We start from the raw sequence: 14560 nt of genomic DNA, 5'->3' as shown, positions 1-14560 counted from the left end.
CGGCAGCCTCTTGACGTTCAGCCCCCCAGCAAACGGCTTCGGCGGCGCGGATACTGGCGGCAGACAGAAACAAAAGCGATGAAAATAATAATCATTATTATAATTATGTGCACTGAATAATTTAATCCGGGAGGGCGGCGATGCCGGAAGATATAGCGTTCGCATACCGCAAATAAGCGCGATCCAAGATTACTTATTCTCAAATAGCAGCGAAAACATCAGGTTATTGAACCTTACCATTCGGGTGCGATAGACTGGCGGCACACTCCCCTTTCTCTTTTATTTCCACGCTCAAGGATAGCGATATGCAGCGTATTTTTTGGCTTGTTCTCAGCATATTTCTGCTTTCAGGCTGCGGCTACAACGATATACAAAGCAGCGACGAAAAGGTGACCGCCGCCTGGGCCGAAGTGCTCAACCAGTACCAGCGGCGCGCCGATCTGGTGCCCAATCTGGTGGCGACGGTAAAGGGTTACGCCAGCCATGAGTCAGAGGTGCTGATTCAGGTGACGCAGGCGCGCGGCCAGGTTGTCGGCGCCACCCAGCAGCTCGGCCGGCAGCCGGACGACCCGGCGGCGCTGCAGCATTGGCAGCAGGCGCAGGGGCAGTTGAGCGGCGCGCTCTCGCGTCTGCTGGTCGTCAGCGAACGCTATCCCGAACTGAAAACGGACGGACTGTATCGCGATCTGATGGTACAGCTGGAAGGCACGGAAAACCGCATCGCAGTGGCGCGCGGTCGCTATGTGAAGGCCGTGCAGCACTACAATACGCAGATCCGCCAATTCCCCGGCGTACTTATCGCTAAAGTGATGGGCTACAGCCCCAAACCCAACTTCCAGCCGGAAAACGAAGCCGCCGTCAAACAGGCGCCTATCGTCAACTTTGATACCGGCGCCGCGCAGCGCCCTTGAAAGAGGCAGGCATAATGAGAACGTTTTGGCTAATGCTGTTGTTGCTGATAGGCGGCGCGGCCGGACAGGCGCAGGCCGACACCGTTCCGGTGCCGCCCTTCAGCAGCCGGCTAATCGACCTGACCCGCCAACTCTCGCCGCTACAACAACAGCGTATCGACGAGGCTATCGGTCAATTCGATCGGAAGACCGGCGGCCAACTGGCGGTGCTGATGCTGCCGACCACCGGTGCCGACAGCATCGAGCAGTACGCGATCCGGGTGTTTGACGTTTGGAAACTGGGCGACAAACAGCGTAACGACGGCGTATTGGTTATCGTGGCGCTCAACGACCGCGCCGTGAGAATCGAAGTGGGCTACGGGCTGGAGGGGGCAATTCCTGACGCGGTGGCGGGGCGTATTATCCGCGATAACATCACGCCATATTTTCGGGCGGGCAGCTACGGCGAGGGGATTCTGCGGGGGGTGAGCGATCTGACGCTGGCGGCGACCGGCCAGCCTATTTCCTCCGGCGCGGCGACGCCGTCCGCCGCCGATACGGATGAGACTCCGGCGCCGGTCGAAAATAAAAATACCATTTACCTCGCCTCGTCCGGCGTCGGTCTCTGGCTTCTGGCGATGGTGCTGCTGCCGCTGCTGGTCTTTCGTCGGCGCACGCTGTTCGCCCGCGCCGCCAAATGCGCGCTGGTGATTACCGCCGGCGACGCGCTGCTGGACGCCGCCGGCGAACAGGGACTTAGTCCGGCCAATAACTATGTTTTCGTCTTTGCCATGTCCGGCATTATTTTAGTGTTCTGGTTTATATTTACCGCCACCATCACGCGAAAACAGCTGGTCGGAACCTTTCGCATCGGCGGTTCTTCCCGCGGCGGCTCGTCGAGAGGCGGCGGAAGCTCCAGTGGCGGCGGCGGAGGTTCCAGCGGCGGCGGCGGCGCCTCGGGCCGCTGGTAGGCGACGGGACGCAGACCGTTTATGTAGGCCGCGGCTGCCGCCGCACGCCACGGATTGCGTTGCTGCAATAGGATTGATTGACGCCGCGCCATGGATCGCCGCCCGCGGCTTGCCGGCGTCAGCTCATTTGCCCTTGCTGGCGCAAATGCCGGACCAGAACGCGCCCCTCGGGAATAAACTCGGTGCCGAAACGTACCAGCCCCACCTCTTTCAGTTCCGCTTCAATGGTATAGCGCAGGTGGCCCGGCGCAATTTCCGGCAGCAGGGTCAGCGTGACCTGCTTTAAGCGCGGCTCATATTTCAGCAGCGTAAGACGCATGGTCGCCATCAGCAGATGCGACGTCGCCGGCAGCCCCTGCAAGATCTCATTCATATCCGGCAGACCGTAATCCGGCAGGTGCGCCAGCGTACCGGCGCGACTGTTGAGAATACGCTGCATATTATCCAGCACCGACATAATCACCTGCTGGCGTTCGTCTACCTGATGGATATCCAACTCGCCGGAAAAATTGAAGGTCAGCATCTCATACAGCGAAGGATTCATGGCGCCATTAGTCCTCAGGCAACAGTTTCAGGCCGCCATTCTCCAGTTGAATACGCCGCGCTTCGTCCGGATCCAGATCGTTGCGTTCCAGGACCACGCGCCAGCTATTCCCCTGAATGTCCGGGGAGCGGAACAGCCCGAGCACCGCGACATAACGCGCGTCCTGCTCCATCGGCATATCCAGCGCCGCCGAACCTTCGGGCATCACCGTCACATCGCGCTCCGCCAGAATATCGCCTTTGAGCGCCTCGTTGGCGTTCTCCAGCAGCGTCTGGTAATCCGCCCGATCGAACGCCTTGCGATCCCGTAACTGATAGATGCGAATGACCGTCGCCAGCGGCGCGTTATTGTCATCGGCGTTGACCGTACTGCGGGTGATAAAATCAAGATGCAGCGTTTTTATGGTCTTATAAAACAGCGACCTCGTCATCGAAACCGTGCCGTCGGAAACGCTTTGCGTTAACCCGCAGCCGGTGAGCGTAGTGGCCAAAATCAAAGGTATTGCCGCCTGCGCGATACTAAATTTAGAAGTGATAACCGCCATCAATGGCCTCTCGTTTAACGGTATTGGGCTCCAGGCCGCGATAGATGCCCAGATGGACTGTAACATCCTCCGGGAGCCCTGATTGTGAAATGTTGTTTTTGTGGAAAATCGCTCCCGGCGATTTTTTTACCCTCAGCAAACTGTTGCGACCGAGCAACACCTCGCGGCTGCCAAGCGTGGCGGCGGGCAATACGCTGCGCGGCACCCGCAGACGTAATCTGGCGGTGCAGCGCCAACCAAGATAAACACGCAGCAGAACCATCAGATCGGTATGAAGCTGGCCGTTCTCCATCCAGGCTTTGGCCTGTTCGGGCGTCGCCGGATAAAGCGTCAGTTCAAACTGGCTATTCGCATCGATCGCGCTTTTGCCAAGCACCTGGCGCTGAGACAAATTCACCGGCGTCTTGCCGCCAAGCGCGACGCGCTGGTTAATGGCGACCCGCTGCGGATAGTGCGCCCGCACTTCGGCGCGCGTTTCGGGCGACAGCAGTTTGACCAGCGCCACGACACCTTCCGCGCTCCGCGTCGGCATACGCATAGTGCTTAACAGCGCCAGAAAACGGGAAATCGGCGTGGCGATGTGTTTGGCGGCGCCCGGCACGCCCAGCCCAATCAGTCCCAGAAGGCATTGGGAGGTATTATCGCGCCCGCCGGGCTCAAACGACGCCGGATAGGAGTATTTACGCCAGATACGATAAAACTGCGTCAGGATGCGATGGTTGAAAATATCCAGAAAGGATTCCAGCGCCTCGTGCCCCTCGCGTCGCTGAGCGATATCGTCAAGATAGCTGGTCGGCAGCGGCGAGTCGACGCCGTACAGTCCCAGGAAAGTGGTGCGAACGGTCGGCGGCAGATCCGGCCGCCGTTCGTCGCGCTCAACCCCTTTGATCTCGCCGGCCGGGAATCCCATGCCCGGATGGGGCCGAAAACGCACCGGATCGTCTTTAGGCGTCAGCGTAGAGCCCAGCGGCGGCGCGTCCCCCTGTGCGAACTCAAGCAACTGACAAAAACGATAAAAATTGGCCTTGGGCAGGCGCTCCTGCAACACAGCGATCAACCGGGTATGCGCTGACTGTGATTCTCTTTCCATCGCAGGCACTCTCCGTTCGGTTGTAAAATTAACGTTAGCTGAGTGAACAGGTGAATATCGGCATACAACGCGAAAAAACGATTGAGCAGTTCGCCGAAAAGGCAAATATCGCCTTCCCCGCTGAATCCTTCCTTGTTCAACGTCACTTCAATATCCACGCCGCGCAACATAAACCCTTTTTCGAAGCGCTGCACCAAATGGTGCTTCACGTCGACGATAGCCTCGAGCCGCCGCCGATTCATCTCGCTGTCGGTCCAGTCATAGAGCGCCAACGTACCGCGCAGCACCTCGGCGTTATCCATCATGCTGAGAAAGTTCGACCCCAGGTGGCTGAGCACGCGCCAGTGGAAACGGTCCTCCGCCGGCGGATAGCAAGGCAGGGTCGGCGCGCAGAGATTACGCACGCGCAACGGCACCTGCGCCGATTGCAGCGCGCTGTCCAACAGCGTGCTGCGCAGCGCCTTGCGCGGCAGCTGTCCGTTGGTGCCGGTCATACGCAGCGACAAGGTTTCGTCCGGGAACAGCTTATCCGCTTCGAACGCATCGCCGCCAAGAATCAGCCAGGTATCGTGCAGCCCGGACGGCCCGCGCCGCACGCGGGTATGAAAATAGCGCTCGGGCGCCGTATGGCGCAACATGCCGCCGCGATGCCGGAAGCTGGTAAAAGGCACATATTCCTGCTCTTTTACCCGTTTCGAGGAACGCACGCTGTCCACGGAATAGATTTCCGTATGTCCGTCCTGCACCCGCAGCGGCCGCAGCAGATACTCATTCTCCAGCCCGGAAATGGTGAGAGGATCGGCATCCAGCTCGAATAAATTAATCACCGGCACGCAGTGCAGCAGAATATTTTCCTGGTTAAACGTCAATTCATGCGGCCATGACGTATTCAGCGCCACATCCAGTTCGAACCAGGAGAGGTTATCCGGAAAATCGACCGTCTCCAGGCCATTGAGTTCGACGAACATAAATTTTTCACGGAAGGTGAAGTATTCCAGCAGAAGCTGGTAGCCGCTAAAGGCGGCGTCACCTTTCGGCCATAGCAGATCGTCGCCGCCGAACCCCTGGGGCGAAAAATGTCCGTTCAAGCGGCGGCGTTCACTGCCCAGCCCCGGGTGACGCAGGTATATCGCCTGGGCCTGACGGGTAAACGCCAGATGCAGCGCCGAACTGATGGGAGCATCCGCGTTGAGATAGAACGGCAACCGGCTCAGATCTTCGCCACGCCAGTCCGCCAGCCCGCTGCACTCGAAACGCAGGCGGATCACCGAACGCCCGTCCGACTCGCTATGCAGCGAGGCCTGAGCCAGATGCAGAGGATGCAGAAGCAGAGGACGCGTAGTGCGGTAGCGGCAGCGGGTGCCGCGCGCGCCGACCGGACGGGAGATAACCTCAAACCCGGCCTTGACCTCATCGGCGGTTTTCATATCGCGCCACGCCGGCGCCAGCTCCACGATAGAGAGCGACGGGATGGTGCGCAGATAGTGCGGCCACAATAAACTGACCAGCCCTTCGGTCAGCTCCGGCAGATCGTCGTCCAGCTTTTCGCGCAGCCGCCCCATCATAAAGGCGAAGCCTTCGAACAGACGCTCGACATAGGGATCGCGATCGCCGACTTTATCCAGATTGAGCATCGCCGCCCTATCCGGATGCGCCTGCGCGAACTCCTTCGCCGCTTCTTTCAGGTAGCGCATTTCAGCTTCAAAATAGCGCAGAGTTAGATCATCCATGGTGTTCTCATGATATTTTTACCCGCTCGATAATGGCAGATGAAATATTTTAACGGAGCGCCGCGCGCGAAGCTATTGGCCGCACACCAACGCCGCCTTAACCGGGTCGATAGCCACCAGACCGGCGATCAGCGTATCGATCTGCTGCGCCAGCATGGCTTTATCCCCCTCGCTGCGCTGCATCTTCACCCGCAACATCTTCAATAATCTCGCCCGCACCTCGAAAATCAGCTCCGGCTCCCAGTGTTGCAGTTGCAACGGCTGCGGCGAACTATTCAGTTCATTGAGCAAAGGCAGCGCGATGTCCGCGCGTCCGCCCTGCTCCGACACGCGCGCCATCAGCAGGCGCTGAAGCCAGCGTTGACGCTGGGTCTTCACCTCGGGCAGTTCCCCCAGCCAGGCCAGCGCGGCATCGATGCCGTCGTTCTCCGCCAGCGCCAGCGCTTCATTCTCCTGCGCTAAAATATCGTTATCGTCATGGGATGCGCTAGCTTGAAGATCCGGCTCGACGGGAACCCGATTGCCCTGCACGTGCTGATCTATCCATTGACGGGTAATTTCATCGGCAAAGGGCGTACCGTCGTTATAGCTTTGCAGTTCAAGGTCGGGCAAACGCTCGAGAAACATACCGAGGTCGCGCTTGATGATATCTCCCCACTGCTCATAGGGATGGCCCGACTTGCTCAACGCCTGACAGGTATACCACTGTAAATCCAACCAAAAATGGTTAACGCCCTCGGCAAACATGCGTTCGGTCTGCTCAAGCAGCTCCAGCCAGTTCTGCTGCTGATGCAGGCGTTTTAGCTGGGCGCGCAGTTCGCTGCGCGGCGGCATCAGGCGGGTATGCCCGGAAGCATCCTGCGGCGGCAGCTGATGCAGGGTATCCCAACGCAAACTCCGCATCAGGCGGGCGCTGGACAGCCACCCCTGCGGCTGATCGCGCAGGTAGCGCGACAGTTCCCGCGCCTGATCCAGCAGATCGCGGCCGGATTGAATACGCTGGCTCGGCGGCGGAGTGCCGTGCGCCGCCTGGGCGGGCGCCGATTGAACCATCGGCTCGCCGGACGACGCCGGATCCCCTGCGGGCTGCGCGGTGGAGGGCGCGCCGCCGGAACGCAGCAGCCGTTCGTGCATCGCCGCCGCCAGCCCCTGCAAAGCCGGCCGATTCTCCTCTTTCCACGCGGCGAACAGATGCTCCAGCAGCGCCAGCGCGCCGACTATTTTTTCGAAATCCGCCGCCGCGACCTCCGGATAAAGATAGAGGCTATCCTGCAATTTACCGCCGGTTAACCACTCCAGCGCCAGACGGCGGCTGTTCTTACGCGTCGGCAGCAGAGACTCGCCGAACGTCGAAACCAGCCCCGCCAGCAGCAGCAACCCCTGGGCCAACCCCGCTTCGCCATCGCGATGCAGCCGCGCCCAGATATAGTAAGTCGCGACGCGCACGTCTTTGCAGCGGGTGGTAAGCAGCGTTTCGGCCAGTTGACAAACCAGATCGGTATCCACCCCGGAAAGCTTATTCACCTCATCGCGCATCCGCTGAAAATCGTCATCATAAGCGGGGTCTTCGCCCACCGGAGACGCGCCGTCAATCGGTTGCAGCCAACGATGCCAGCCGTTAACCCATTTACGGGTTTCCGCCAGCGGGTCGCGTTGCCCGAAACAGCTGGTGATTAATTGTTGCAACATCTATGTATGCATCCTTATCAATTATGCCGAAGGCAGGAGGCGAGTTCGGATACGGACGGCATGTTCAGCGGTATCAACCCCGAGGATTATCCCTCGTCTTCATCAACGCCCGGCGCAGCGGCCGCCGGGCGTTACTTTCGCTTTTTCCAACGGGCGGATCAACCCTCATATCCTCTGAAAATCAGCGAGTCGCGGTTATCCGCCGCCACACGGCCCTGGACGACATCGCCGCACCGCCATCGGCAAACATCATATTCTCTAGCTTATTGAAATGTAAGTTATAAATTATAATAACAAGGAATTCATTCATCCAAGTATCTGGTATTGGTTTCAGAGGTTCATCCGCCGGTACTCTTTTGTATAATTCACCCTAACGCAGTGGTATTTTCTCCCCGTAATGCATATGGGGAAGATTAAAAATACCGTATTCCTCATCTATTAATAAAATTTGAATAGAGTTAAAAGCCGATCTTCAAATTTTTTATGTCATAGCAAAAGACGCTTATGATAATAAGCTTATTGAATCATTCATTAATCACACATCTGGCATTCATCGTAGGATCAAGAAAATCCTGACCTTTATTAACGTCAGGTACAGCATGCTGGCGAAATACCGTTTGATTGGATAAGGGCCCCCCTCCTGCCTGATAGCCGCGGATAACCTTTTCGTTACCATCAGCGGGCCCCTGAGGATCTTTTTCGGGAGAATTTTTATAATATTCCGGACTATACCAATCCATCACCCAGTCAGTGCCGTTTCCCGCCATATCAAAAATGCCAAGGGGCGTCGGCGGAAGTTTAGCAATGGGGATATTTAAACTACTATAATTTGTATAATTTTTTTTCTGTTCACTGGTTGGTATATTATGCCCTTGAGTATATTTTCCATTATCCGTAGCATAAATAACATAATCTCCTTTATTTCTCGCGACATACTCCCACTGCGCCTCGGTAGGAATATCCATCTTTTTATTCGCCTGTTTACCCAGCCATTGGCAATATTCTCTACTTTGATACCAATCTAGCGCAGCGGCCATATCCGGATCGCGAAAATGCTTGGACATAAGAAGCGTGTCGCCGGGGTCAATTTTTTTCTTTCCTGTCGCCGCAGTGAAAATATCGTAGTCTCGATAAGTCACTTTGTATTTTGAGAAACTAAAATCAGACAGTGTTACTTTATGCAAAGGCTGACTGTCTGTTTCTCCTGTTAAAGGTCGCTTTTCCCCTATTTTGCTGCCGAAATCCCCCATCTCGAAGGTACCGCCAGGGATAGGCACCATATCTCTCAGCGTTCGCTTAACTAAAATGTCAACGTCTTTGCGATCAGCAGCAAGACTTGCAGGATGATTACCCGCCAGGACTAAAAATATAGAGCTGGGTATTAAGAATTGTTTTAACATGGCCACCCCTTACATATAGGCTATATTCCGATAGGTTTCATAAACATCGATCATAGCTAAATATTCAGTTAGTCTTGACGCTAGAATTGGCTTTCTCGGCTCATTAACAGGAATGCGACTGCTCAGCACTTCAATTTCAGGGTATCTATGGCCTTGCCATAGATACCTTATTTTCTTTGATTGATTTGAGAACAAGATGGGCACTGGGTAAAGAGCATCTCGGTTCTCCTTCACTCATTAATTTATAACACATCTAGCATTACGCGTCGGCACAACATAATCTTTGTCTTTATCGATATCTGGTGCTGCAAACTGCCTAAATATAGTTTGGTTAGCCATTGCACCTGCCCCCATTTGAAACCCACGATATACCTTTTCATTACCGCTATCAGGCCCCTGAGGATCATTTTCCGGCGAATATTTATAATAATCCGCATCGTACCAATCTATAACCCAGTCAGTGCCATTACCAGCCATATCATAAATACCTAATGGCGTTGGTGGAAGTTTACCTACTGGAATATTAAAATCATTAAACCCCATTATTTCCATTTTCTGTTCACTAGTAGGAATATTATGACCTTCCTCATATTTCCCACTATCAGTGGCATAAACTACGTATTGCCCACGATTCCTAGCGACAAACTCCCACTGAGCCTCAGTAGGAAGATCAATTTTTTTGTTAGCTTGCTTTCCTAACCACTGACAATAATCCCTACTTTGTTGCCAATTCAGCGCGGCGGCAACATCCGGATCGCGAAATTTTTTAGATAATTCCAATGTTGAGCCAGGATCCAGTTTCTTTTTACCGGTTGCAGATGTGTATACATCATAATCTCGATAAGTAATTTTATACTTCGAAATACTAAAGTCAGAAAGAGTGACTTTATGCAGTGGCTGATCGTTTACATCGCCAGTTAGAGGCAGTTTTTCTCCGATTTTAATACCAAAATCGCCCATTTCAAAACTTCCACCTTGGATGTTTACCATATTATCCAATGATCGTTTCACTAGATTTTTAATATCAGAATTATTTTCAGCCTGGCCTGACGGATTACAGCCTACGATAAAAATCAGTGCTATTGGAGATAATAGAAACAATTTGAGCATTTTATACCTTTCATTTTAAACATAAGCCGTCATTTTTTCATTATTAACCATAGCAAGAGACTCATCCATCCGAGTATCTGGTATTGGAGGTTCCAGAGATCCATCCGTCGGTACGCTTTTGTATAATTCACCTTAACGCTGTGGTATTTTTTCCCCGTAATGCGTATGGGAATATTTTTATTATCAAGTTATTCATTAATCACGCATCTGGCGTTCATCGTAGGATCAAGGAAATCTTGACCTTTATTCACGTCGGGTAAAGCATGCTGGCGAAATACCGTTTGATTGGAGAAAGCCCCCCCTCCTGCCTGATAGCCGCGGATAACCTTTTCGTTACCATCAGCGGGCCCCTGAGGATCTTTTTCAGGAGAATTTTTATAATATTCCGGGCTATACCAGTCCATCACCCAGTCAGTGCCGTTTCCCGCCATATCAAAAATGCCAAGGGGCGTCGGCGGAAGTTTAGCGATCGGAATGTTCAAATCACCAAAGTTTGTATATTTTCTTTTCTGATCGCTAGTTGGTATATTATGCCCATCAATGAATTCGCCATTATCAGTGGCATAAACGACATACTCTCCTTTATTTCTTGCAACATACTCCCATTGCGCCTCGGTAGGAATATCCATCTTTTTATTCGCCTGTTTGCCCAACCACTGACAATATTCTCTACTTTGATACCAATCTAGCGCAGCCGCCATGTCCGGATCGCGAAAGTGTTTGGACATAAGAAGCGTATCGCCGGGGTCAATTTTTTTCTTCCCTGTCGCCGCAGTGAAAATATCGTAGTCTCGATAAGTAACTTTGTATTTTGAAAAACTAAAATCAGACAGTGTCACTTTATGCAAAGGCTGATCGTCTGTTTCTCCTGTTAAAGGTCGTTTTTCCCCTATTTTGCTGCCAAAGTCCCCCATCTCGAAGGTACCGCCAGGGATAGGCACCATATCTCTCAGCGTTCGCTTAACTAAAATGTCAACGTCTTTGCGATCAGCAGCGCAACTTGATGGATGACTACCTGCCAAAGCTAAAAACACCAAACAAGATATTAAGCTTTTTTTTAACACAGTAGAATCCTTTACTCAGAAATATAAAATATAACCATCTGGAATAGATTTTTATATTATTGCCATACAAGGAAAATCACTATATCCCAGAAAATCATTTCAGAATGGCAATAACAACCTCCCCATTATAGTTAATAACAATATATCTTAAATCATGAAAAACCATAGTTACTCATTAACAACACAACGCGCGTTTTTTGTGGGAATAGAGTAATTTTTACCTTCATTAATATTAGGCACGCTATATTGGCGAAAAACGGTTTGGTTAGAGAACTCACCTCCACCTATTTGGAAACCGCGTGTTACTTTGCTTGTGCCACTGTCGGGCCCTTGCGGGTTAAATTCAGGCGAACGTGCATAGTAATCTTCACTGTACCAATCGAGCATCCAATCAGTGCCGTTCCCAGCCATATCAAAGAGTCCTAAAGGCGTAGGAGGATAGTTACCAATAGGTACATTGAATAAATTATAACCGATCAAGGCTGTTCTTTGTTCGCTATTAGGAATATTGCGCCCTTCTTCATATTTACCGTTATCTGTAGCATAAATAACATATTGCCCTCGATTGCGAGCCGCATACTCCCATTGTGCTTCCGTAGGTAAATCAATTTTTTTATTGGCCTGAGTTCCTAACCATAAACAGTAATCCCGACTCTGTTGCCAATCCAAAGCCGCAGCTACGTCGGGGTTACGAAATTTATTAGACATTTCAATAATAGCGCCAGGGTCTAATTTCTTTTTTCCGGTAGCTTCTGTGTAAATGTCATAATCTTGATAGGTTATCTTATATTTAGAGATACTGAAGTTAGATAACGTCACTTTATGTAAAGGTTGATCGTTATTCTCACCAGTAAGCGGCCGATTTTCACTAAGCTTAGTTCCAAAGTCACCCATTTCAAAGGTACCGCCGGGTACGCTAACCATATTATTAAGGGATCTATCAACTAAATTTTTAACCTCTGGATTACTTTCTGAAGAAGGGTTACAGCCTACGATAAAAATCAGTGCGATTGGAGATAGTAAAAATATTTTTAGCATATTATACCTTTCACCTTAGGCGTAAGCCGTCATTTTTTCATTATCAACCATAGCAAGGAACTCATCCATCCTAGCATCTGGTATTGGTTTCAGAGGCTCATTCGCCGGTACGCTTTCTGGTAATTCATCATAAAGCTGTTGTATTTTCTCTCCGTAATTAGTATGGGGGAGATTGAAAATACCTCCATCCTCATTCATCGATAAAAAATTGATTAGCTTACGCTGTTGATCCTCCCAATTGGTTTTCTTTTCAGTAACTGTTGTTGACATATGTTGAAGAACATTTCGATACTCGGCCTTTGATTGAATCCATTTCATAGATTTAAAAACTGCCCTTTTTCGTTTATTCATTTTGCCTCGTTTCCAGGCATTAGCTTCTAAAAAGTTCCAGTTCTCGTTCCGGAAGTCATTTTTATCGATCATATTTATATCGATTAGGCTTGCTATAATTGCTCCTTTCGCTTCAGGAGTAGAATATTTTAGTTTATCGGGGTTATTTAAAATACTTTCCATAAGTATTACACGGTCTTCAGCCCCTTTTAACGCTTGAAAAGCTTCTACTCCCAGTTCTTCCAAGCTCATATTAGCTATTTCAGTAATTGTTTTTTTTGCTTGAGCATATAATATTTGCATATTAGCTAGCGTTTGGAATGCCTCAAACTCAATCATGCATAGTAGTTTTTTGTAATCTGCATTCCGAAGCGCAATAATAAACATTTCGAAGAAACTGAGTAACTGATTAGCATCCACCTCAAAGCCTATCGAACCTTTCGCACCTACGCCCCAGCAAAGGCCAGCCTTAACATAAATACGGAATTTCATATTAATGAACGTGATATAAAAATGACCCGTACCGCCCGCGCCAGCTTGAACCTGCAATTTAGGTTCTATTTTGGCAAAATCCTTATAGCCGTCGTCATCCTGACCTTCTTCTGGCTGATATTCGGGAGATTTCCATTGCAAAGCGCCGGCTATACTGCCGCCGGCCTGAAGGCCGGCGAACGCGCCAAGCTCTCCCCCCAACTCCCCATCCGGCGTGGCTGGTATAGAAAGGTTGGTATTTCGAAGACCCGGGAGCTGATTCACTTTCAGTTTCTGATTCGATCCTCTAATTCCATATGACTGAGCCGTGGCCGTACTCCAGTCAAGATTTATACCGGCCTCAATACCTATGCTTGCGCCGACATTGCCGGAAACGGCTAATGTTAAAGCCGCCTTAATAAAGCCGAGACTTCCTTCTTCGCTATCGGTAGGTAAAATTTTTCGTTTCGGATACGTCAACTCAAAGCCTACGCTGTCAGGGAAATAAGATTTGAACTCCGCCTTAGCTTCAGCAAGAACAAAGCCGGCATGAGCCTTACCTTTCGCAGACACTTTTTTATCGCGTGGATTAAATTCTCCTTCGGTTCCCACGCCGGAGGAAAAACGCATTAACTGAGCTTGAGAATCAAGACTAACGCCAGCAACATTGTTGTCATCAAAATTAATGTCTTTCAGCTTATCGGAGATGCTTTTATTAAACTCCTGAGCCCATTCACCTATGATAAGATTCGTATCATATTTTTCCAACGCGCCGCCCGACAGATCGGCTTTTAACGATTTATCCACTTCATCGAACTGTTTTTTCAATTTTTCCGTATCGATTGTGTAGTAGGTTTTTTCTTTCGTTTCACCATTGCTGTTCGTGACCTGGCGTGTATTACTTTTAAGAAAACTATCTTCATTTCCTTTGTTATCCACGCTGCTCAATTTGTAACGCCGGAATGTGCTTTTAATTTTATCCGAGCGTACATAGGTCATTTTAAAACCATGCGCCCCCCTCTTTGTCATGGGGATAAGTTCCATCATCCCTACGGCGCTCTCCTTTGCGCTTTCGTCAAGGAGCTCGCCCTCTTTAACATTCGGGGTCAGATTTTTCAATTCATTCCGTAATTTCTCAGCGGCCAAATTAAGCTTGTCATAAGCCGCTTGCAGTTGCGTCTGCGCACGGTTCTTATCCGTACGAGAATAGGCCAAGCATTGTTTAGTCACTTCTTCGACATTAATTTGCGCAGCAATTTTCTCTTCCATCAGGCGGCTTAGCAGATTCTGCTCCGCTTCAAGATTTTTATTATCTTTTGCTGGCACAATCAGTACTGTTCCGCTTCCAGGATGAAAATAAACAGTGTCTTCTCCTGCTGCTGGAGCATCGATGCCTTTTGAGTTAGCTCCCGTATTTCCAGAAGTTATTTTCTTGTCTGTCATAGTATTTATCACTCTGATAGAAGAGATTAGATGAACTCAATGTTTATTTTCTCTGGTATTGCAGTGAATACTTCGGCCGTTTTTCCTTCAGCGTCGGTATAACCTTCGTAGACATCGCCTTCACTTGTCGTGATCCTATAGCGTTTGAAAGGTAAGATTTCACCGGAATCCTCATCTCGCGCCACAAAAAATTCGCTGAAGCCGGAAGGGAGCTCCGGCGCCGGCGCGTTATAGTCAGACGACCCC

General features: G+C 50.9%; 12 protein-coding genes and 1 pseudogene. 2 read left to right on the top strand and 11 right to left on the bottom strand.

What is annotated here, in order from left to right; all coding sequences use genetic code 11:
- Positions 1-305: 305 nt before the first annotated feature.
- Together VSX58_RS20065 and VSX58_RS20060 are read left to right on the top strand one after the other, a co-directional pair.
- Positions 306-911: a LemA family protein gene (locus VSX58_RS20065; protein WP_327619649.1), complete on the top strand. Its 606-nt coding sequence runs from the start codon at positions 306-308 to the stop codon at positions 909-911.
- 14 nt (positions 912-925) lie between these two features.
- Entirely contained in the window at positions 926-1861 is a 936-nt protein-coding gene (locus VSX58_RS20060) for a TPM domain-containing protein (protein ID WP_327619648.1), read from the top strand.
- Positions 1862-1979: 118 nt separating this feature from the next.
- Here VSX58_RS20060 and tssE read toward each other — a convergent pair whose 3' ends face one another.
- The 11 genes and pseudogenes from tssE to VSX58_RS20005 all read right to left on the bottom strand — a co-directional run.
- Positions 1980-2405, bottom strand: a complete 426-nt coding sequence (tssE, locus tag VSX58_RS20055; protein WP_327619647.1) for a type VI secretion system baseplate subunit TssE — start codon at positions 2403-2405, stop codon at positions 1980-1982.
- Between the two features lie 7 nt (positions 2406-2412).
- Positions 2413-2949 carry a type VI secretion system lipoprotein TssJ gene (tssJ, locus tag VSX58_RS20050; RefSeq protein WP_327619646.1) on the bottom strand — a complete coding sequence of 179 codons (537 nt, stop codon included), beginning with the start codon at positions 2947-2949 and terminating at the stop codon, positions 2413-2415.
- Positions 2930-4039, bottom strand: coding sequence for a type VI secretion system baseplate subunit TssG (tssG, locus tag VSX58_RS20045; RefSeq protein ID WP_327619645.1), 1110 nt, complete (start codon positions 4037-4039; stop codon positions 2930-2932). Before tssG ends, tssJ begins: the two co-directional genes overlap by 20 nt.
- Complete coding sequence (gene tssF / locus VSX58_RS20040) at positions 4003-5769, bottom strand: type VI secretion system baseplate subunit TssF (RefSeq protein ID WP_327619644.1); 1767 nt, start codon at positions 5767-5769, stop codon at positions 4003-4005. The genes tssG and tssF overlap by 37 nt, the downstream gene beginning before the upstream one ends.
- Before the next feature lie 72 nt (positions 5770-5841).
- On the bottom strand, positions 5842-7458 hold the full coding sequence (tssA, locus tag VSX58_RS20035; protein WP_327619643.1) for a type VI secretion system protein TssA: 1617 nt from the start codon (positions 7456-7458) through the stop codon (positions 5842-5844).
- 524 nt (positions 7459-7982) lie between these two features.
- Positions 7983-8858: a formylglycine-generating enzyme family protein gene (locus tag VSX58_RS20030; RefSeq protein ID WP_327619642.1), complete on the bottom strand. Its 876-nt coding sequence runs from the start codon at positions 8856-8858 to the stop codon at positions 7983-7985.
- 237 nt (positions 8859-9095) lie between these two features.
- Positions 9096-9968: a formylglycine-generating enzyme family protein gene (locus tag VSX58_RS20025; RefSeq protein ID WP_327619641.1), complete on the bottom strand. Its 873-nt coding sequence runs from the start codon at positions 9966-9968 to the stop codon at positions 9096-9098.
- 188 nt (positions 9969-10156) lie between these two features.
- Positions 10157-11032 (bottom strand): formylglycine-generating enzyme family protein, encoded by an 876-nt coding sequence (locus VSX58_RS20020; RefSeq protein ID WP_327619640.1) that lies wholly within the window; start codon positions 11030-11032, stop codon positions 10157-10159.
- Between the two features lie 168 nt (positions 11033-11200).
- Complete coding sequence (locus tag VSX58_RS20015; RefSeq protein ID WP_327619639.1) at positions 11201-12070, bottom strand: formylglycine-generating enzyme family protein; 870 nt, start codon at positions 12068-12070, stop codon at positions 11201-11203.
- 15 nt (positions 12071-12085) lie between these two features.
- Positions 12086-14314 carry a hypothetical protein gene (locus tag VSX58_RS20010; RefSeq protein WP_327619638.1) on the bottom strand — a complete coding sequence of 743 codons (2229 nt, stop codon included), beginning with the start codon at positions 14312-14314 and terminating at the stop codon, positions 12086-12088.
- A 26-nt stretch (positions 14315-14340) separates the two neighbouring features.
- Positions 14341-14560: pseudogene (locus VSX58_RS20005) on the bottom strand (DUF2345 domain-containing protein); the annotation flags it as partial.

The organism is Brenneria populi, assembly GCF_036016195.1.
GTDB lineage: Bacteria > Pseudomonadota > Gammaproteobacteria > Enterobacterales > Enterobacteriaceae > Brenneria > Brenneria populi.
This window is presented reverse-complemented; position numbering and strand designations above follow the sequence as displayed.

Coding starts and splice junctions, on each gene's coding strand:
- VSX58_RS20065 (WP_327619649.1), top strand. CDS start 306: ATGCAGCGTATTTTTTGGCTTGTTCTCAGCATATTTCTGCTTTCAGGC.
- VSX58_RS20060 (WP_327619648.1), top strand. CDS start 926: ATGAGAACGTTTTGGCTAATGCTGTTGTTGCTGATAGGCGGCGCGGCC.
- tssE (WP_327619647.1), bottom strand. CDS start 2,405: ATGAATCCTTCGCTGTATGAGATGCTGACCTTCAATTTTTCCGGCGAG.
- tssJ (WP_327619646.1), bottom strand. CDS start 2,949: ATGGCGGTTATCACTTCTAAATTTAGTATCGCGCAGGCGGCAATACCT.
- tssG (WP_327619645.1), bottom strand. CDS start 4,039: ATGGAAAGAGAATCACAGTCAGCGCATACCCGGTTGATCGCTGTGTTG.
- tssF (WP_327619644.1), bottom strand. CDS start 5,769: ATGGATGATCTAACTCTGCGCTATTTTGAAGCTGAAATGCGCTACCTG.
- tssA (WP_327619643.1), bottom strand. CDS start 7,458: ATGTTGCAACAATTAATCACCAGCTGTTTCGGGCAACGCGACCCGCTG.
- VSX58_RS20030 (WP_327619642.1), bottom strand. CDS start 8,858: ATGTTAAAACAATTCTTAATACCCAGCTCTATATTTTTAGTCCTGGCG.
- VSX58_RS20025 (WP_327619641.1), bottom strand. CDS start 9,968: ATGCTCAAATTGTTTCTATTATCTCCAATAGCACTGATTTTTATCGTA.
- VSX58_RS20015 (WP_327619639.1), bottom strand. CDS start 12,070: ATGCTAAAAATATTTTTACTATCTCCAATCGCACTGATTTTTATCGTA.
- VSX58_RS20010 (WP_327619638.1), bottom strand. CDS start 14,314: ATGACAGACAAGAAAATAACTTCTGGAAATACGGGAGCTAACTCAAAA.